Here is a 19,727-nt window from a genome sequence, read left to right as displayed (position 1 = left end):
TTATTCTTCATCAGTGAATTGATTCCACTCGACTGCCTTATCATCTCTTAAGTAGTCGTTTGCTTCAATTTTCAATGATACGTAACTTTGATCAATAAACTCAAAGCCGTACTTCTCATGCATTTCCTGAATCTTATTCTCACCAAGATCGTAATCTACCACGTAATAGTGGTTCATTTGCCTGTCTTCTTTTTCATATATATCAAATCGAATAATCCCCGCAAGATCTGCTATATCGAGCGTTTCAGCCATAGATTTAAGCGCAGCTCTTTCAATTCTTGGATAACAAGCCAAATTATCCTTATCCCCCAAAGCCGACACCTTGCTTGTCTTAATCTCTTCGTACTGCCTATTCAATACTCCATTGCCGGAAAGCTTATAATTCATATGGCACTGACAATCCGCAGTATATTCACGTATAAAATCCATAGATCCGTCATATCCGAAATCAGCTTGATCCGATCCCTTAAAACCAATACACCATTCTGCACTCGTTTTACCATCAGCTAATCTTATTGGCAAAACCACAACATATTTTACAGCGCCTTCATTCAGAAGTTCATATTTTACAAGCATGCCATCAGAATATTCTCCGGAATTATCGATACTTATCAACGCATACCTGCATGCAACATCGTCATATCCATAATTCGGAGCAATTTCCTTTAACAAAGCCACCAACTCTTTAACACTGAATTTATGATCTGTATTTCTTAAATCAACATCATTCCAAATATTACTTATAACCTCTAAATCGTCACTCCCATTACGGAATGGACATGTTACAGCCATACGGTATTTAAACTCAACTTCATTCTTGATCAGGTCATTTATGTTTCCATTTGGAGAAACAATATCCGGAAACGGAATCATCTCAGAAGGAGTTTTTGAAATGTTATTTATGTTCAATGCAGCCTCAAAAGTTTCTGTTCTGACATCCTCACGTTGACATTTAATATCGCCAATAGTTATTTCTTCAGAACGATCATCTACGTCTATTCCGGACACTACAACCCGCTTAAGATCAGAAGTGCTTGCATCAAAAACATATGTAGCTCTGTCGATCACACTCTTCCCCTTGATTTGGGAACCAATCCCATCAAATGCCGAATCAGCTGTACCGACTACTTCGATAACTATATGCCCATCTGAAACAGTAGCACTTTTTACAACAAGCTGTGACACGTCAGGCGCAATAATCTTTTCTATATTGATTTTGTCGCAGATATCTCCGCTTCCGTAGTATATAAGCGAATCTCTGGCATTTCCCCCTATATTTTCCTTGTAATATTCATAGCGTACTTCTTTACTTTCTTTTGCGGGATCCGGAGTACCCAAATATCCAAAATGCACATCTTTCACATAATCTACATTTCCCATAAGAATACTTGAAGTATTGCCTTCTGCATCTCTTACTCCGGTGTATTCCATTTTGCCCTGGCAAGTCTCACTATCTTGGTCGGTATTATCCGATTTTATATTCGGTCCTGTAAGCCTAATATTCGAATAGCTATACTCTCCGGTTACCTCAATCAGCCCGGCAAATTTAATCTTTTCTTCCGAAGCACCCATAATTTTTCTGGGAGTTGTTTCCGTATTTAAATGTGTAATCGTATCATCAATTATATTAACAATCTCTTCAGGAGAATCTTCGTTCATACGCGCACTTTTTTTATCAGAACGATGTTTTCCGTTTACCATTAACACACATACGCCAATCATAACAAGCACAATAAAAAGTAAAAGTGGATTCTTTTCTTTATTATTTTTCATAACGCTCCCCTTAAACATAAAAAGGAGTCAAGACAGTTATCGCAAAAAACAACTGCTGTCTCAACCCCTTTATTAGAAAAAATATTAAATTCTCTTCTTAATTACTGTACTGCTGCCTTAAGCTCATCAACCTTGTTTGTCTGCTCCCAAGGAAGATTGAGGTCGTTACGTCCGAAGTGTCCGTAAGCTGCTGTCTGCTTGTAGATAGGACGACGAAGGTCAAGCATCTTGATGATTCCTGCAGGACGAAGATCGAATACCTTACGAACTGCCTCTGTAAGCTTCTCATCTGAAACCTTACCTGTTCCGAATGTATCTACAAGGATTGATGTAGGCTGTGCTACACCGATAGCATATGAAAGCTGGATCTCTGCTCTGTCTGCAAGTCCTGCTGCAACGATGTTCTTTGCAACGTATCTTGCTGCATAAGCTGCTGAACGGTCAACCTTTGTGCAGTCTTTTCCTGAGAAAGCACCGCCGCCGTGACGAGCTGCTCCGCCGTATGTGTCAACGATGATCTTACGTCCTGTAAGTCCTGCGTCACCCTGAGGTCCGCCGATTACGAAACGTCCTGTAGGATTGATGTAGATCTTTGTGTTGTCATCAACCATCTTAGGATCAACGATAGCGTCGATAACCTGCTTTCTGATGTCCTCGTGGATCTGCTCCTGTGTAACCTTCTCATCATGCTGAGTTGAGATTACGATAGCTTCGAGACGGATAGGCTTTCCGTTCTCATCATACTCTACAGAAACCTGGCTCTTACCGTCTGCTCTGAGATAAGGAAGTGTTCCGTTCTTTCTAACTTCTGTAAGCTTCTTTGTAAGCTTGTGAGCAAGGCTTACTGCGTAAGGCATATACTCTTCTGTCTCGTTTGTAGCATATCCGAACATCATACCCTGATCGCCGGCACCGATTGCTTCGATCTGCTCATCTGTCATCTGGTTCTCTCTGGCTTCAAGAGCCTTATCAACACCCATAGCGATGTCTGCCGACTGCTGATCAAGAGCTACGAATACAGCACATGTATTTCCGTCGAATCCCTTTGCTGAATCATCATAACCGATCTCTTTGATTGTCTCTCTTGCGATCTTAGCATAATCAACGTTAGCCTTTGTTGTGATCTCACCTGTGATAAGCACGAAACCTGTGCAAGTAGCTGTCTCACAAGCAACACGGCTCATAGGATCCTCTGCCATGCAAGCATCAAGGATTGCGTCTGAGATGTTATCGCAGATTTTATCGGGATGTCCCTCTGTTACTGACTCTGAAGTAAAAATAAATTTATCCATTCTATTTTCCTTTCCTGCGCCTGTTGCGCCATAAAAATAAAAACCGCTTGTTTTGCGTGCACAAACAAGCGGAACTGATTGATTTTCAGATCCTCTTATTGCTCGTCGTCCGTTAAAACGGAAATGCACGCTCAGGTTGGCACCTTCCTGAATAAATCAAGGGGTTGCCGTGGCTTCACAGGTCCTATGTACCTCCACCACTCTGAATAAGAGAACGTCTTATAAAATTACAAAAGCGAACTTGCTTTTTAACAAGTTCGCTTTTGATATTACAATAATAAATCAACAAAAGCAATAGAATTAATAATAATATTTATCTAAAACATTTTCTTGCGTTATGTTATAATTCTACACTTTGCCGCTCCCTATACCGGCACAGGAAAGAAAGCAATTCGGATATTGATGCCCCAAACCGTCGATCCACCGTGTACTTACCTGTACACCTTTTTCTTTTGCCGCTTCCGCAAATCTCTCTGCCAAAGTCATACAATCATCGTCTTTTTTCCCACATATTACTTCTATCCATATGGAATTATCCTTCATAAATTCAAGCAGTTCATCCATGCCGGTTTCTATGACAGGTATCCATGGCGAAACCAAGACTATTCCCTCACATTTGATTTTTGCGCACTTAATACTTTTTAATATTTCATTGCAACCTGCCGAAAATCCGCACAGAACGCGAGAATCATACTTATCCCATTGAATTTCCTCAATAACCTTATCAAGCCGGATTGGCGCTTCTTCATCCCAACGATAAAGATTATAAGAATCCACTATCCCGGATTGTACATATTCTACCTGATATCCTTGATCGGACATACCGTCCCAATGCGCTCTGCACATGCCGATATTCTGCTGGTTTCCGTGCAGTACCAATGCCAGTTTCCTGCTTTTTACACTTTTCCATGTGCATATTGTCTTTGCTTTCGCTGATTCCCGCAAAAATCTTTCCTCAGAAAGTTTTCTGCATTTTTGAAAAATCGCTTCACTGCGAAGGCTCTCCAGATCACTGTCGTCAAATACCTCCGGCCTGTACCAAAAACCTTTTTCTTCTATCGCCTCTTTTAGCCACGCAAGCGCATCTTCCTTCTTCCCCGCCACTGCGCTAAGGCAATATAGATAGTTGTACAGCTGGCTGCTTTGACATTTTATTTTTTCTTTTTCGGTCAAAAGATATTTATATGCCTCAAGTGCATCGGATTCCCCCAATATCTCCACTGCTCTGTCCAAAAGCATCTCTTCCTGTAAATATAAATTGTTCTGCCAAACTTCATTTTGATCTCGCATAGATTTTCCTCCATAGATTATTCGTGTTGATCGGTTTCTTGGTCTTGTATGAATATCTATGAAGGTCGGAGCAACGTTTATTAAGAAAGGCCGCAGCAACTAAGCCACGGCCAAAATCGTTATATATAACTATTAAAACGCAACCGAGGTCTTCAAAAGATATTCAGATTTTCTGTTCATTCTGTTTTTTCTCATAATGAAGCACCTCGCTTTCTATCAGATTTTTAATACATCTTTCATTAATATACAAAGCATAAGCTATGTCAAGCAAAAAGCTATTCGCCTTCTCCCGGATTTTCTGTTGGTACAGCTTCCGTCTTATATTGTTTTTTTACAATTTTTCTTATGAACACTGCCCTTATCAAAGCCCTGCCGATAATTACGACTGTAAATACTTTGCTTGCGTTCTCTCTTCCTGCTATCACAATAACAACTATAAATAAAACTATTACATTATAGATTACCCATCCGGCATCAGGTGCACCATCAAATGTTGAAGCTATCTTATAAAAAGCCTTTAATTCAAAGAAGTATCCGACAAGTGCCGTTATCCCAAAAAATATAAGAAAACCCGTATGATCACGATAAGATTCAACATAAACACCGGACATTACAATATTAACTATCCATTCCAAAAATGATACTCCGGCAAATATCATAATGTCCCCACTCGGATGCCATTTCCCCTTTGTTGTATATGCATTCGCAAGATAGTATGAAAATGCAATAATAACAAGCACTCGCACAAAATCCAATGCATACATGAAAACAGGCATTATACATCCGTTAAACGCCTCATACATATGAAGAAGAAAGTTTATAGGCAAATAAAGCGCATAAATCAAAGGCACATATTTTAAATATTTCTCAAATTTTTCCATCCAATTCTCCATAACTTTTCCGTTAATTTTCATCCTCATCATCTTCATCTGCATTCAAATCAGCGATTTTGCTAACATCCACTTTATTACCTTCACTGTCAAGCACCATATGGCTATCGTTTTCGTCTGTTACATCCAATAAATTATCATTCCTGATCTCAATTTTTTTATATTTAGGTTCCAATATCAAATTACCATTAAGATCGTATAGACCACATTTATCACTATGTGTATCCCAATCATAATTTTTTACCATTATCTTTTCATTTACTATATCTATTTCCCGATAACCTGATACAAGATAATTCAAATCTCTGTCCACAACTGCCGTTCCGCCCTTTTCAAGCGAATAATCTCTCAAAATCAAAACACCGTATTTTTCATAATAATCCGTTCTGATACTTTGATATTTCGGCTCTATTAGCCAATTCCCTTTTCCATCTGTAATTCCATAGCCTTCTTCCACCCCATCATAAAGCACCATATACCGATCATCCACATATTCATAGCCTGGATGAAGTGCCCTCTTACCGGCTTCTTTATAATCAGAAAAGTGTGTGAATTCCGTCCAAGCACCTTCTTTTGCAGATAATAAATTATAGTATTTATATGGAAGCACAATATCACTATTTTTCAGTGACTCACAATGTTTGCTTGAGTAGTCATCTTCAATACCACGAAAATCTACCAGCTGCGCCTTATCCGCTATAATCAAAAAAACACCAAGACTTATTCCTGTAATAACAAACGCCTTGAGCATTCCATTTAATTTTTTAATGAAATCCTCTTCCACTGTTTCCGGCACATCTTCTGTCTCTGACTCCTCTAAAGATGACTCTTCTACAGATGTATCTTCAACAACTGCTTGTTTTTTTGCAAATTTAAATATAATCGCTGCTCTTATGATGGCTCTGACAGCAACCATAAAAATAATTAAAGGAACCAAATCATGAGTTTCATTAATGTATACCTTCCAGCACCTAACTACCAATAATCCATTTATTCCCAACCAGCAAAAAATAATAAAATTCCCACACATTTTAGAGACACTATAAAATGCCCTAAATTCCATGTAAAAACCGATCACAGTTAAAAGACCAAATACTACAAAAAATGATTTATGAGAATAAGCTTCAACATATGCATCTGACATCATTACATTAAAAATCCATTCCAGGAATGAAGCTCCTGCAAATGTCATCAACCTTGCACCGGGATGCTTTACTATTTTTTCCTCATAGTCTTCATATGTTTTCATAACATAGAACGAAAAAGCAGCAATAACAAACACTCGCAAAAGATCTAATACATTCATCACAAAAGGTGCAATAGCCCCTTCGTTTACTTGATATACATGTATAAAAAAATCCAGCGGCAAATAAAGTGCATATAATACCGGCATGTACTTCAGATATTTTTCTGATTTCTTAATTATGTTATCTATGTTAACCATTATATTTTTCTCCGTCATAAGTTAAATAATAAGAGTCGTCAAAAGTTTCATGCACCTCAATGTACTCCTTATGAAACTTCAATCCATATGGATTCTTTATTGTAAATGGCACTTTTCCTTTTGGAATTACCACTTTAATATTACTTTCTTTTGAATCAAAACATGCTACATCACGCTCATCAAAGTAATAATACTCTCCCTTTTCATTAATAAGATCCGTCGGTTCTGCAAAAAAGCCGTCTTCTTCAGTATATATCCCAATTTTATCGTCCATTGTGGTAAGTATATATGCATACTTTGCATAAGAACTGTTCTTTTGTTCCTTGCTCGTATTAAACACTATATCGATATCTTTATAAGCCGGCTCGACAGCTATGCCTTTGTTCATAGTAACCATTCCAACCATATTATCCATTGTGGTCACTTTAAACAAACAATCCTGTGGTTTATTATCTTTTCCTCTAATCGCACAAAAGAAAGACACGTCTTTATAATTCGGTTCTACTATAACCTAATTATCCAACGAAACTATACCAACTTTATCATCCATAGTAGTTACTCCGATTATATAGTTCGGATCTTCCTCATCTTTATTAATCTGATATACCTGCAAAGATTTGTAATTTATATCCAGTATTACCTCACCATTAAGCGCATTTACAATTCCTTTTTTTCCATCTTTTTCCGCAATCAGTATTCCGAAATTTCCAATATTTTCGTCCTCTGATACTAACTCATCATACCTCTCTGACATGTACTCATTTCCTACTTCATCACAGGTATACCACTTCTCATCATTATCCTGTACTATGAAATAATGATCCGGTAAACCATCTTTTTCACAAGAAACATATTTTAAATCCTTAAAACCGCCTTTAATCTCAACATCGTTGCCTTCACCATCAAGCAATCTATAATCCCCATCCGGATACTTAAAATAAAACCAACCTTTACCGTATTCCATGTCTACACAAACAGGCTCTACAATACAGTTGCCGTTCAGATCGTATAAACCATAGCGCTTATTCGGGTAGTCATTCGTTTTAACTATTATTTTTCCATTCCAAATACCTACTTCATCGTACCATTCTTCTTTTAAAACCCGGTTTCCTTCTTTATCTATCAACGCATAGCCGCTAAGACTAAATAAGCCATAGTCTTCGTAATAGTAAGTACTAATACGATACGGGGAAACAAATAACACTTTCCCATCTTTTTCCATCAAAAAATATCTTTCCTCTATGTGATCATGAAAAATCATTAAATTATCATCCACATTTTCATAATCCAGTCGAAAATCATCCATACCAACCGAATCCCAATTATCAGCTGCAACAACTTCTGTAAACACACCATCTTTTGCAGATAAGTAATTATTGACTTTATATGGCAATTTAAAATCCGCGTCATTCAAAAAACAAATTGAGTCATAAGTCATTCCATATCCCTTATACTCACTTACATCTCCTCGAAAATTCACCCAACCTGTCTTTTCCGCAACAATCAAAAATACAGCCCAAACTATCCCCAGAAAAAGATAAATCATAGCAAGTTTCTTTAAATCTTTAATTCTCTCTTCCACTGTTTTCATTCTTTAAACTCTCTCCAATTTATGGACAAAAAAATTCCCAACCTGCATTGGCTGGGAATTTCTCATGTCTGTTATATTCTAGTGTTTCCCTAAAAACACTATGTATTTTATCATATAATCTTGTCAAATGTATCAGCAAGAGCAGGATAAATATTCTTGAACTGCTGATATCTTGCTTCGTACTTGGCAACGAGCTCAGGATCGGGCTTCTCAGTCTTGTCTACCTTAACGATAGCTGCTGCAGCCTCTTCTACGCTCTTGTATGCTCCGCATGCAACCATAGCGAGCATAGCGCCGCCCATTCCGGGACCTTCTTCGCATGAAGGAACATCAACTTCTACGTTGAGGATGTTAGCGATCATTCTTCTCCAAAGAGGGCTCTTAGCACCGCCACCACAGATCATTGTTCTCTTGGGAGCTACTCCGATGCTCTTGGCAACTTCATACATATCTCTTGTTGCGAATGCAACACCTTCAAGAACTGCCTGTGTCATATCCTCTCTTGTTGTATCCATTGTGATACCTGTGAAAGTAGCACGAGCATTAGGATTGTTCCAAGGAGATCTCTCACCCATAAGATAAGGAAGGAAGAATACATGGTTCTCACCAAGCTTGTCGATTCCCTTCTGCTCATCAGCATAATCCTTAGTCTTAAGGATTTCATCCATCCACCACTTATTGCAGCTTGCTGCGCTGAGCATGCATCCCATAAGATGGAAGTGTCCGTCAGCGTGATCAAATGAATGAAGTGCATTGTTGCTGTCTACTGCAAAGCTGTCAGAAGACATGAAGATTGTTCCGCTGGTTCCAAGTGAGATATTGCACTTGTTGTTTCCAACTGTTCCTGTTCCTACAGCTGCTGCCGCATTGTCGCCGGCACCTGCTGCTATAACAACACCGTCTTTAAGTCCGAGTTCTGCAGCAAGCTCATGCTTTAACTCGCCGACTTTCTCAAAGCTGTCAAAGAGCTGTGGAAGCATATCTTCTGTGATTCCGCAGATATCACACATCTCTTTTGACCACTTACGGTTCTTAACGTCCAAAAGAAGCATTCCTGAAGCATCAGAATAATCTGTGCAGAATGTTCCTGATAACTTATATGCAAGATAATCCTTGGGAAGCATGATCTTCTTGATCTTCTTGAAGTTCTCGGGCTCATTCTCTTTTACCCAAAGGATCTTGGGTGCTGTAAATCCTGCAAATGCGATGTTTGCAGTGTACTTAGAAAGAGTCTCTTTTCCGATCTCGTTGTTGAGATAATCAACCTGTTTCTGAGTTCTTCCGTCATTCCAAAGAATTGCGGGACGGATAACTTCATCGTTCTCATCAAGAATTACAAGACCGTGCATCTGTCCACCGAAGCTGATACCTGCAACTTCTGACTTATCAACATCCTTAAGAAGATCCTTAAGTCCTGCAATAGCCTCGTTGTACCAGTCAGCAGGATTCTGCTCTGACCAGCCGGGCTGAGGGAAGTAAAGTTTGTACTCCCTTGATGTTGTTCCGTGAATCTTACCTGTCTCATCCATAAGCACGAGCTTAACCGATGACGTTCCCAAATCTACTCCAATATAAAGCATATGTAACCTCCTATTAAATATATAAGCGCCTCCGGCAGGCGCCGACATATTATTTACACTATATGATGCCCTTAATAAATAAGAATTCTCTTTTTACGGCATTATACATATCCATTATACCTATTTCCTTATTACTATTCACGCCATTTTTTGCTGTTACCTAACTAAATATTGTTATAATGCTCAAAGCCCTATTAAGCACTAATTCTGCTTATAATAACTCTTTTTTACCGTAACAATCTTATCTTTTACTATTTAATATCTGTAAAAAATCATTTCTCACATACCCAGAATCCATCTCACACATTTTGCAATTTCCCGTATATTTAGCGGGCAGCCACCCGACTCATATGTTATAAAAAGATTCTTCCCTGTAAAAATTCCATTTTTTCTATACTCTTCTATTTTCCGAAGATTATGAAATCTGTATTCTTCATCATCTATAAGTCCCATGTGCTCATGGTATATTTCCTGTCTGTTTGTCACATTAAGAATGGTAAAGTCCGGATAGGTTGTCCTTCCACTTTTGAGCCGAAGCTCAGCTTCATAGCGATAAGGAATTCCCAAATCATAGTACATATCAGCCAACATTGCTTCAGACTTAGATCTCACCATGTCACCTTTCTTAGTTGAATAAACCTTTTCTTCCGTTTTAAATTCATTTTTCTTGTATTCCTCTTTTTCCCATTTCAATGCATATTCATAATTGCTCATAAGCATAGGTTCAATAAGCGCCTTCCTCTCATCGCTCATCAAGGAATAAACACTGTCGGATTTATAAAGGATCTCTTTCCCGCTTGTCCCCTTACTAACTATCTTTTGCAATGCTTTAATTATTCTTTCAATCTCCTCAAGCTCGACATTCGCGCTTTTTAACTGCTTATCAATATATTCTCTTTGAGCAAGATTTCTTATAATCGCTTTGTCGCTCTTCTTCAAATATTTCCCGCAAGTGTCATTCTTCTCAGTGATTCGGTAATATTCCACAACTCCTTTGTTATGATTAATTCTTAGCCTTCCATGCGGTAAATCCATCTTAGCTCTCTTTCCAATAGAAACTACTCTTCCGAGCTCCTTTTGCCTTTCTTCCAAAGTTTGCATTATATCTTGAATCTGTAACATTTTTTACTCCTAACTTTCTTGGGTAACGGTTCACTATTCCGAGAATAGAAGCGCCTTTCCCATTCCTAATATTTTTTATCTATTATTATTTTTACCTGTTTTTGATTCCACAGCTTAATCACTTAACTGCTACCGATTTATCTGTGTCTTTCCTTTTCTTGATTTTCTTTCTTCGTGGTTCTTTCCAATTCACTAATCATAATTCTTTGGTAAAATTTGCAATCCCAGATTAGAATCAATCCATATACATGATTTATCTGTGTTTTTCTAGGATTTTCATGAGACATACGGACGGAGTTCCAGATAAAAAATACTTAGCATAACTGCTTTATCTGTATTTTCAGCACTTCTTTATAGCTGATGCGATCAAATTCCCAGATTAAAACAGCGCCATTTGCTTGTTCTATCTGTGTTTTACAGTAATTTTTCTGAAAAAAAATCATAAATACACAGATAAACACCCCACCTTACGGATTTTTTATCTGTAAATTCTCCAATTTTCTCCGAAAACCTTCTCAAAATCCCAGATAAATGCAGGCCCTTGCGTATTACCTATCTGTGCTCCATAATATCTATCCAAATTCTGGCCGCATTTTCACTGACACTCTCAATGAAAAATCTTAAATAACCGATAATCTAAACTACTTGTGCAATACTTATCTGTAGCTCCCCTGCCAAGTCCAACGCCAATTCCAGCCAAGTCCACTGCCAATTCCAGCCAAGCTCGACATTCCTACTCATATAGCGCATAGGCGCAAAGATTCCCAAATTAAAAAACATACGTTATCCCAAAACACCACATAAATCAACAAAAAGAAAACATGCCCGAACCGGCAAGATGTACGCTTTGAATTGAATTACCAAAATCAAGTCGTAACAAGAAAATTCGAGTAGTGCAGCATTTACCTACCGCACTCTGCTCTATAACACGTTCAAAAAACGTCTGAAAAACATTATATTTCCATTATCTATAATTAGCAAGCAAAACTTAAAATAGCAGAACGCCTTTAATAATTAAAGAACGGGCTCTTAGCTCACTAAGATAACAATGGTATAAAAATTCCCGACCGGCCAAAGCCAATCGGGAATGATCTCATTAACACAAATACTTCAAATACTAGTGTGGTGTCTTGCTAACTCACATTTTATTAATCGTTTGCATTACCTTTAAAGATAACAATGCCTTTTTTCTTGAATTTCTTAGCGGGTGCCGGAGCATCTCCGGTTGCCGGTGCAGTAGCGGTTGCGGGTTTGCCGGCTGCTTTCTTCACAGAACCTGATGCCTCTCCTGCAACAGACTTAGCAGTTTTTGCAGCAGTCTCTGCACTTCCGGCAGTCTTTGCTGTGCTTGCAGAAGTCTCCGTCTTCTTAACCGTAGTCTTCTTAACTACAGACTTTCTTGCGGGAGCTGCGGCTTTTGCGGCCTTCCTGGCCTCTTCGTCTCTTGCCTTTCTCTCTGCTGCCTTTGCGGCTTCCTGGGCAGGTCTCTTTGCAGCTTTTTCTGCTGCCTCTGCAGCTACCTGGGCAGGGTCTCTTAGCTTCATTGAAAGAGAGATTCTCTTCTTATCAACTTCTACATCAAGAACCTGAACATCTACGATATCTCCTACGCTCACAGCCTCAAGCGGATGCTTGATGAATCTGTCTGTGATATGTGAGATATGAACAAGTCCGTCCTGATGAACTCCGATATCTACGAAACAACCAAAGTCGATTACATTGCGCACAGTTCCTTTAAGCACCATTCCGGGCTTAAGATCTTTCATATCAAGAACGTCACTTCTAAGAATAGGTGCAGGCATGCTCTCACGAGGATCTCTTGAGGGCTTCTCAAGCTCGCTGAGAATATCGGTAAGAGTGATCTCACCTACTCCAAGTTCCTCAGAAAGTTTCTTCTTCTCGCTCTCTGTGATCTTGTGTGAAAGAGAACCTGTAGAAACGCCTTCCTTAGCTGCTCCGTTATTGTCATTTGCCTTTGAAGCGGCATTATTCTTGCTCTTAGCATTTGTATCATCTTCAACAACAGCAAGATTGCTTCCCGCAAGTGCTGCTGCAAGAGCTGCACCCATAGCTGTATTGGTGTTCTTGATAACAACCTGCTTGGGCTTTTTCTTGGGTGCTGGTTTATTCTCGGGACGTGCAGCGGGCTTTTCAAGAACTGCTTTTGCTGCGTTCTTCTGCGCTGCGCGAACATCATCAAATGTTATTCCAAGCTTATCCATAAGCTTAAGTGTTGCCTCGTATGACTCTGGATGCACACTTGTTGCATCAAGAGGGTTCTCTCCGTCAGCAATTCTGAGGAATCCGGCGCACTGCTCATATGCCTTGGGTCCGAGCTTCGGAACTTTAAGGAGCTCTTCCCTGCTCTTGAACTTACCGTTCTCTTCTCTGTAATCAACGATATTCTTGGCAATAGCCTTGGAAATACCTGAAATATACTGAAGAAGAGGTGCAGATGCAGTATTAAGATCTACACCTACTTTATTAACACAGTCCTCGACAACACCTTCAAGTGTCTCGCCGAGTTTTTTCTGATTCATATCATGCTGATACTGACCGACACCGATTGACTTGGGATCGATCTTAACAAGTTCTGCAAGAGGATCTTGCAATCGTCTTGCTATAGATGCCGCGCTTCTCTGTCCAACATCGAATTGTGGAAACTCCTCGGTTGCAAGTTTACTTGCAGAATAAACAGACGCACCGGCTTCATTTACGATTACATACTGAACCGGTCTATCGAGTTCTTTTATAAGCTCTACAATAACCTGTTCAGACTCTCTTGAAGCTGTTCCGTTTCCTACAGAAATAAGATCTACGTTATATTTATCTATAAGTTTCTTAAGATCTGCCTTGGCTTCCTCAACTTTGTTCTGAGGTGCTGTGGGATAAATAACCTTTGTATCAAGCACTTTTCCGGTTGCATCAACTATCGCAAGCTTACATCCCGTTCTGAACGCGGGATCCCAACCAAGGACAGTCTTTCCTACGATGGGAGGTGCCATAAGGAGCTGGGTAAGATTCTTACCAAATACTGAAATTGCACCGTCCTCGGCGTTCTCTGTAAGCTCATTTCTGATGTCTCTTTCAATAGCAGGTGCTATCAATCTCTCATAGGCATCTCTTGTTATTTCTTCGATGACCGGAGTAGTCACCGGATTATCTTTTTTAATAAGTTTTGTATTAAGATATCTGAGGATATCTTCCTCAGGAGCCTGTATCTTGACCACAAGGAACTTCTCGGCCTCACCTCTGTTAAGGGCAAGTACTCTGTGTCCCAGAACCTTCTTTACAGGTTCGTCGTAGTCGTAATACATTTCATAAACGCTCTGAGCCTTCTCATCCTTGGCTCTTCCGACAAGGATACCGTTCTCCATTGTAGCTTCTCTTATATACGTACGATAGTCGGCGTTGTCCGAAATATCTTCGGCGATAATATCCATTGCTCCGCGGATAGCCTCATTTTCGTCTTCCACACCCTTCTCGGCGTCAACGAAAGCTTTAGCCGCTTCTTCCAAAGAGCCTGTGATCTCCTGCGCAAGAATGATCTCGGATAATCCCTCAAGTCCTTTCTCTCTGGCAATGCTCGCCCTTGTCTTTCTCTTGGGACGATAAGGAAGATACAAGTCTTCAATTGCAACCATTGTCTCAGCCGCAATGATCTTGGCCTTGAGCTCATCCGTCATCTTGCCCTGCTCCTCGATAGAAGCAAGAACCTGCTCTCTTCGCTCCTCAAGTCCTCTAAGGTACTTAAGCCTTTCATCAAGGTTACGAAGCTGCTCGTCGTTTAATGAGCCTGTTACTTCCTTTCTGTAACGTGAGATAAAGGGAATGGTATTACCTTCATCAATCAGCTTAATTGCGGCTTCAACCTGCCACTTTTCTACATTAAGCTCTTCTTTTATCTTTACAACTATATCCATACCTACCTCGCAGTATATATATGCTTTGCATGCCGAATTTATGATAAAAACAATAACTTTCGATTAATTTTTCATAAATCACACACTTCCATATTATACCAAGCCTTGCGGACGTATTTCAAGAGTCCTTAAAATGTCGAAGCATTGTAAAATAAGGGGTTTTATACTAAAATTTAAGTAACTGACGAAACCTTTAAGAGGAGTAATTCATAATATAATGGCAGAAAACGACGACGAGAAGTACTACTATAACAACTATAACTACAACAAAGCGCATAACGAGTTGGACAAGCATGTTTCGCTTGCTTCTTTTGCCAGAGTTCTGGGGATGTTTTCAATCCCGCTTTGCTTTATTTTTTATACCTCAATAATTCTGGGAGGTGTTGCGATCGTTCTGGCTCTTTTGTCCAAGGGAGCAATGAAGACATTTCTTCCGCAGGCCAAAAAAGCTCTTATATTCGGAACAATCGGAGTCGTCCTTGGTTACTTCGTTATGATAACCAGCGTACACACGATATTGACCAACCCTGAATATCGCCAGCAGTTAAACACTATGTCCGAGCAGATGAACGGAATAAGTTTTGATGATATGTTAAAAGAACTGGAATCGAGGTAGTTTATGAGTATTATCGGTGCGGTTGGCAGCGGATATGTGCCTTACAGATCTGCCGCCGCGCTCGGCACAAGTGCCGCAGCAGGCAACAAACCAATATTGAATCCCAATGTCTCCACTGAGAAGGCACCGGGCAGGATATCATCTCCGGCAGAGTGCGAAACCTGCAAGAATCGTAAGTACCAGGACGGTTCGGATGAGATGGTTTCCTTTAAGAGCGCTCAGCACATCAGTCCGCAGTCCGCTCCTGCGAGAGTGCGCGGACACGAAGCAGAGCACGTAAGTAACGCCTATAAGGACGCCGCAATGAACAACGGCAAAGTCCTTCAGGCTTCGGTCGCAATAAAGACCGCGATCTGTCCGGAATGCGGCAGAACCTATGTCTGCGGAGGAACGACAACCACCAAGATCCGCTATGAAAATGAAGACAATCCATATGAAAAAGAACGCAAAGCAATGCACCGCCAGGGACTTGTCGGTGCAAATATCGACCTCGCGGGGTAAGTTGGGAGCAATTAACTAATGACTAATCTTAAGACATCAGCAGAATTAAAAGCTATCGCAAAAGAAAGATCTCTTGATAAATACGGCACTTTGATCTTAGCCAATATTATAATATTCGTTCTTCAAACGGCTATATCGGGTATTGTTACAGTATCCGACTCACGTAGCCTTATTATATTTGCAATAAATGAAATTATCATCTTTATTGTCAGCGTTCTATTGGGAATTCTGGTCTCGGGAAAAGCTTATCTGTACATGAATCTCATTTATTCGCAGACAGTTTCCGCAAGTGACGTTTTCTTCGGACTCAAACAGCACCCTGATAAAGCGGTCAAGATTCAATTAGTCTTTGTACTGGTTGACTTTATCTCAAGTCTTCCCATTTCGATTATCTTATTTATATTGACGCCTGATTCATCTAACTACGTCCGCTTCGCGCTATTTATCGCAATCGCACTCGGCATGATAGTAAATGTATATGTATCACTTACATATTCGCAGGCATTTTATCTTTTACATGATTATCCCGACAGATCGGCAAAAGAACTCCTTGCTTACAGCAAAACACTTATGCAGGGAAACAAGTTTAAGCTCTTCTATCTGCATGTAAGCTTCATTCCGCTTATCATTTTCGGATGCTTGACCTTTTTCATCCCTCTTTTGTGGATTTCTGTCTACAGATATGCAACACTGACAGCGTTCTATCAAGATCTGATCGCTGCATCAAACACAGGAAAGGTTGAAAATGGACTTAATTGACGCAATAAAAGCAATCGACAAGCCTCACGAGGACGATGTGCTTAACAGACTTTACACTACATGGGGAGAAAACCTCGACAAAGACAACGTTCTTCCCGAATATCCAAGGCCCCGCTTTGTAAGGGACGATTTTTTAAATTTAAACGGTATCTGGGAATACAAGATTGTCAGTGACATATCCGCAAACGTACTTCCCGCAGATACAGACGGCGAGATTCTCGTACCTTTTTCACCCGAGAGTTTTTTATCAGGTGTTGAAAAAAGACTTCTTCCCGACCAGGTTCTCTGGTACAAAAAGGTACTTCCACCACTTAAAAGGAAATATCAGAACTCCAGATTTCTCCTGCATTTCGGAGCGGTCGATCAATTTGCCGAAGTGTATATAAATTCCAGATTTGTAGGATCTCATGGTGGCGGCTATCTTCCTTTTACCATGGATATAACAGATTATCTGAAATTCTCAGACGGCTGCGCACTTGAAACGCTTCTGAATGTGAAAGTAAGAGATACCAGCGACAGTTCCTACCACAGCAGAGGTAAGCAGACACTCAGAAGAGGCGGTATGTACTACACCGCACAAAGCGGAATCTGGCAGACCGTGTGGATTGAAGAAGTTCCGGAGACATACGTAAGAGAGCTTATCGTAACACCCTCTCAGGATCTGAAGAGCGTAACGATTGAAGTTTCGACAAACAAGCCCTGTGACGTCAATATCACCATTCCGGGGCATGATGTGAAGATATCCGATAAATCCGGCGAACGCATTAACTTTGAACGCGAAGAGCTTTATTCATCGGACACTTACCCTTCTAACGAAGCAGGCGTAAAAGAATTTGCTCCGGAAGGCTACAAGTTCTCTTTTGAAATTGACAACGCTCACTTGTGGACTCCTGAAGATCCTTATCTGTATCCGCTGCATATTGAAGCAGGCGATGACAAGATTGAATCTTACTTCGCCATGAGATCTTTTACCATAGAAAAAGATGATAATGACAATATGCGCTTCTTCCTTAACCACAAGCCCTACTTCCTCATGGGAGTTCTCGATCAGGGCTACTGGCCGGACGGTCTCTACACCGCACCTTCGGATGAAGCACTTATATTCGACATAACCGAGATGAAAAGGCTTCATTTCAACATGATGAGAAAACATGTAAAGATCGAAGCCGCGCGTTGGTACTATCACTGCGACAGACTTGGAATGATAGTATGGCAGGACATGGTAAGCGGAGGCTCATCCTACGCAAAGCCCATGGTTTCCTATCTTCCGACTCTTTTCCCAAAAGTATTCGGAAGAATGTCGGACGGTCCCGCATATTACAAGACCTTCTCAAGACACTCGGCCGAAGGTCGCAGAGAGTGGCTTAACGAGATGCAGAATACCATCCGTTATCTCTACAGCGTACCCTCAATAGCTACTTGGGTGCTGTTCAATGAGGGATGGGGCCAGTTCAACGCCGCAGGTGCCACTGTTATGGCGAAAGAGCTCGACAAGACAAGGCCTATCGATCAGGCCAGCGGATGGTTCGACGAAGGAAGCGGAGACTTCAGAAGCGTACACAACTACTTCAGACCTCTTTCAGTCGAAAAAGATCCCAAGAACAGAGCTTTTGTAATCTCGGAATACGGCGGTTTTACCTGCCACATAGACGGTCATTCAAGCGTAGACAGGGTATTTGGTTACAAAAAATATGATACTCTCGAAGCTCTGGGCGTTGCTTATTACAACGTGATAAATGCAAATATTATTCCTCTTATCTCAAAGGGGCTTTCCGGAGCGGTATATACTCAGGTCAGCGACGTCGAAGAGGAAGTAAACGGCCTTATGACTTACGACAGAAAAATGACCAAAGTTAACCCCGATCTTGATCCTAACGTATATAACAGGCTACACCGGGGATGACGGGTTTTTCTTCCAAATCAGACACAGTTATTGTAAAATAGTTCTATCTTTATATTAAGCACGCTCGACGTGCGGAAATGAGGACAACATGGAAAACATCAAAGCAGTAGTTTCTCTCGGACATGAAGCACTGGGTGTTACTACACATGAACAAAGAAATGCCACAAAGCTTACGGCAAAAGCACTCGCCGACCTTATAGAAGCAGGCTATCAGCTTGTTATAACTCACAGTAACGGACCTCAGGTCAGCATGATCCACAAGGCAATGACTGAGCTTCACAGAATGTATATCGATTACACATCCGCTCCCATGTGCGTATGTAACGCAATGAGCCAGGGATATGTAGGCTATGATATTCAGAATTCTTTAAAGACAGAGCTCACAAGCAGAGGAATCTCCAAACCTGTCAGCACTATCCTTACACAGGTTACCGTAGATCCTTACGATGAAGCTTTCTACGCTCCGACCAAAGCAATCGGACGTTATATGTCTAAAGAAGATGCCGATACAGAGATCAAAAAAGGTAACTTTGTAAAAGAGGATCCCGGAAAGGGCTACAGAAGAATCGTTGCAGCTCCGAATCCCATCGAGATCGTTGAGATCGATGCTATCAGAACTCTTGTTGATGCAGGCCAGGAAGTAATCGCATGCGGCGGAGGCGGAATCCCCGTAATCGAGCAGGGCCACGTGCTCAAAGGAGCTTCAGCTGTAATCGAGAAGGATGCTATCGCCGGAAAGCTCGCAGCAGACCTTAAGTCTGACAGACTTATCATTCTCACATCGGTTCCTTATGTTTACAAGAATTTTGGTAAGGATGATCAGGAACCCATCCTTAAAATGAACATTAAAAATGCAAAAGAGTACATCGAAGCAGGCGAATTTGGTGAAGTTGACATGCTTCCCAAGATCAAGGCAGCAATAGAGTTCTTGGAATCAAACCACGACGGTTCTGTTCTCATCACCTCTCTTGCCTCTGTTTCCGATGCACTTAAGGGAAAAGCAGGTACATTCATTACCTTCGAGTGAGCTCTTTTCCTTAATG

General features: G+C 40.6%; 14 protein-coding genes, 1 pseudogene and 1 riboswitch. Of the genes and pseudogenes, 5 read left to right on the top strand and 10 right to left on the bottom strand.

What is annotated here, in order from left to right:
* The 10 genes and pseudogenes from T356_RS0105080 to T356_RS18430 form a co-directional block, all read right to left on the bottom strand.
* Entirely contained in the window at positions 1–1,773 is a 1,773-nt protein-coding gene (locus T356_RS0105080; RefSeq protein ID WP_026513559.1) for a hypothetical protein, read from the bottom strand.
* Between the two features lie 101 nt (positions 1,774–1,874).
* Positions 1,875–3,065 (bottom strand): methionine adenosyltransferase, encoded by a 1,191-nt coding sequence (gene metK / locus T356_RS0105075; RefSeq protein ID WP_026513558.1) that lies wholly within the window; start codon positions 3,063–3,065, stop codon positions 1,875–1,877.
* A gap of 92 nt (positions 3,066–3,157) precedes the next feature.
* Positions 3,158–3,278, bottom strand: a riboswitch (SAM riboswitch).
* 135 nt (positions 3,279–3,413) lie between these two features.
* Complete coding sequence (locus T356_RS0105070) at positions 3,414–4,355, bottom strand: TPR end-of-group domain-containing protein (protein WP_026513557.1); 942 nt, start codon at positions 4,353–4,355, stop codon at positions 3,414–3,416.
* 275 nt (positions 4,356–4,630) lie between these two features.
* A complete protein-coding gene (locus T356_RS0105060; RefSeq protein WP_155838974.1) occupies positions 4,631–5,236 on the bottom strand; it encodes a hypothetical protein in 606 nt (201 codons plus the stop codon).
* A 22-nt stretch (positions 5,237–5,258) separates the two neighbouring features.
* Positions 5,259–6,689, bottom strand: a complete 1,431-nt coding sequence (locus tag T356_RS0105055; RefSeq protein WP_026513555.1) for a WG repeat-containing protein — start codon at positions 6,687–6,689, stop codon at positions 5,259–5,261.
* Positions 6,682–7,104 (bottom strand): hypothetical protein, encoded by a 423-nt coding sequence (locus T356_RS0105050; RefSeq protein ID WP_026513554.1) that lies wholly within the window; start codon positions 7,102–7,104, stop codon positions 6,682–6,684. The genes T356_RS0105055 and T356_RS0105050 overlap by 8 nt, the downstream gene beginning before the upstream one ends.
* A gap of 96 nt (positions 7,105–7,200) precedes the next feature.
* Positions 7,201–8,280 carry a hypothetical protein gene (locus tag T356_RS0105045; protein ID WP_026513553.1) on the bottom strand — a complete coding sequence of 360 codons (1,080 nt, stop codon included), beginning with the start codon at positions 8,278–8,280 and terminating at the stop codon, positions 7,201–7,203.
* A gap of 110 nt (positions 8,281–8,390) precedes the next feature.
* Positions 8,391–9,860 (bottom strand): xylulokinase, encoded by a 1,470-nt coding sequence (gene xylB / locus T356_RS0105040; protein WP_026513552.1) that lies wholly within the window; start codon positions 9,858–9,860, stop codon positions 8,391–8,393.
* A gap of 279 nt (positions 9,861–10,139) precedes the next feature.
* A complete protein-coding gene (locus T356_RS0105035) occupies positions 10,140–10,982 on the bottom strand; it encodes a hypothetical protein (RefSeq protein WP_026513551.1) in 843 nt (280 codons plus the stop codon).
* Between the two features lie 1,537 nt (positions 10,983–12,519).
* Positions 12,520–14,905, bottom strand: a pseudogene (locus T356_RS18430) (Tex family protein); the annotation flags it as partial.
* Positions 14,906–15,122: 217 nt separating this feature from the next.
* Here T356_RS18430 and T356_RS0105020 point away from each other — a divergent pair.
* From T356_RS0105020 to arcC, 5 genes are all read left to right on the top strand, one after another.
* A complete protein-coding gene (locus tag T356_RS0105020; RefSeq protein ID WP_026513550.1) occupies positions 15,123–15,521 on the top strand; it encodes a hypothetical protein in 399 nt (132 codons plus the stop codon).
* Positions 15,522–15,524: 3 nt separating this feature from the next.
* Positions 15,525–16,022 carry a hypothetical protein gene (locus tag T356_RS0105015; RefSeq protein WP_026513549.1) on the top strand — a complete coding sequence of 166 codons (498 nt, stop codon included), beginning with the start codon at positions 15,525–15,527 and terminating at the stop codon, positions 16,020–16,022.
* Between the two features lie 18 nt (positions 16,023–16,040).
* Positions 16,041–16,781 (top strand): DUF975 family protein, encoded by a 741-nt coding sequence (locus T356_RS0105010; protein WP_026513548.1) that lies wholly within the window; start codon positions 16,041–16,043, stop codon positions 16,779–16,781.
* On the top strand, positions 16,768–18,684 hold the full coding sequence (locus T356_RS0105005; RefSeq protein WP_026513547.1) for a glycoside hydrolase family 2 protein: 1,917 nt from the start codon (positions 16,768–16,770) through the stop codon (positions 18,682–18,684). The genes T356_RS0105010 and T356_RS0105005 overlap by 14 nt, the downstream gene beginning before the upstream one ends.
* A gap of 88 nt (positions 18,685–18,772) precedes the next feature.
* Entirely contained in the window at positions 18,773–19,711 is a 939-nt protein-coding gene (gene arcC, locus T356_RS0105000) for a carbamate kinase (protein WP_026513546.1), read from the top strand.
* The last annotated feature ends 16 nt before the right edge of the window (positions 19,712–19,727 follow it).

Source organism: Butyrivibrio sp. LB2008 (genome assembly GCF_000621565.1).
In the GTDB taxonomy this organism is placed as follows: Bacteria; Bacillota; Clostridia; order Lachnospirales; family Lachnospiraceae; genus Butyrivibrio.
Note: the sequence above shows the minus strand (reverse complement) of the source record. Positions and strands in the feature narration are given on the sequence as shown.

Coding starts and splice junctions, on each gene's coding strand:
- T356_RS0105080 (WP_026513559.1), bottom strand. CDS start 1,773: ATGAAAAATAATAAAGAAAAGAATCCACTTTTACTTTTTATTGTGCTT.
- metK (WP_026513558.1), bottom strand. CDS start 3,065: ATGGATAAATTTATTTTTACTTCAGAGTCAGTAACAGAGGGACATCCC.
- T356_RS0105070 (WP_026513557.1), bottom strand. CDS start 4,355: ATGCGAGATCAAAATGAAGTTTGGCAGAACAATTTATATTTACAGGAA.
- T356_RS0105060 (WP_155838974.1), bottom strand. CDS start 5,236: ATGGAAAAATTTGAGAAATATTTAAAATATGTGCCTTTGATTTATGCG.
- T356_RS0105055 (WP_026513555.1), bottom strand. CDS start 6,689: ATGGTTAACATAGATAACATAATTAAGAAATCAGAAAAATATCTGAAG.
- T356_RS0105050 (WP_026513554.1), bottom strand. CDS start 7,104: ATGGATAATATGGTTGGAATGGTTACTATGAACAAAGGCATAGCTGTC.
- T356_RS0105045 (WP_026513553.1), bottom strand. CDS start 8,280: ATGAAAACAGTGGAAGAGAGAATTAAAGATTTAAAGAAACTTGCTATG.
- xylB (WP_026513552.1), bottom strand. CDS start 9,860: ATGCTTTATATTGGAGTAGATTTGGGAACGTCATCGGTTAAGCTCGTG.
- T356_RS0105035 (WP_026513551.1), bottom strand. CDS start 10,982: ATGTTACAGATTCAAGATATAATGCAAACTTTGGAAGAAAGGCAAAAG.
- T356_RS0105020 (WP_026513550.1), top strand. CDS start 15,123: ATGGCAGAAAACGACGACGAGAAGTACTACTATAACAACTATAACTAC.
- T356_RS0105015 (WP_026513549.1), top strand. CDS start 15,525: ATGAGTATTATCGGTGCGGTTGGCAGCGGATATGTGCCTTACAGATCT.
- T356_RS0105010 (WP_026513548.1), top strand. CDS start 16,041: ATGACTAATCTTAAGACATCAGCAGAATTAAAAGCTATCGCAAAAGAA.
- T356_RS0105005 (WP_026513547.1), top strand. CDS start 16,768: ATGGACTTAATTGACGCAATAAAAGCAATCGACAAGCCTCACGAGGAC.
- arcC (WP_026513546.1), top strand. CDS start 18,773: ATGGAAAACATCAAAGCAGTAGTTTCTCTCGGACATGAAGCACTGGGT.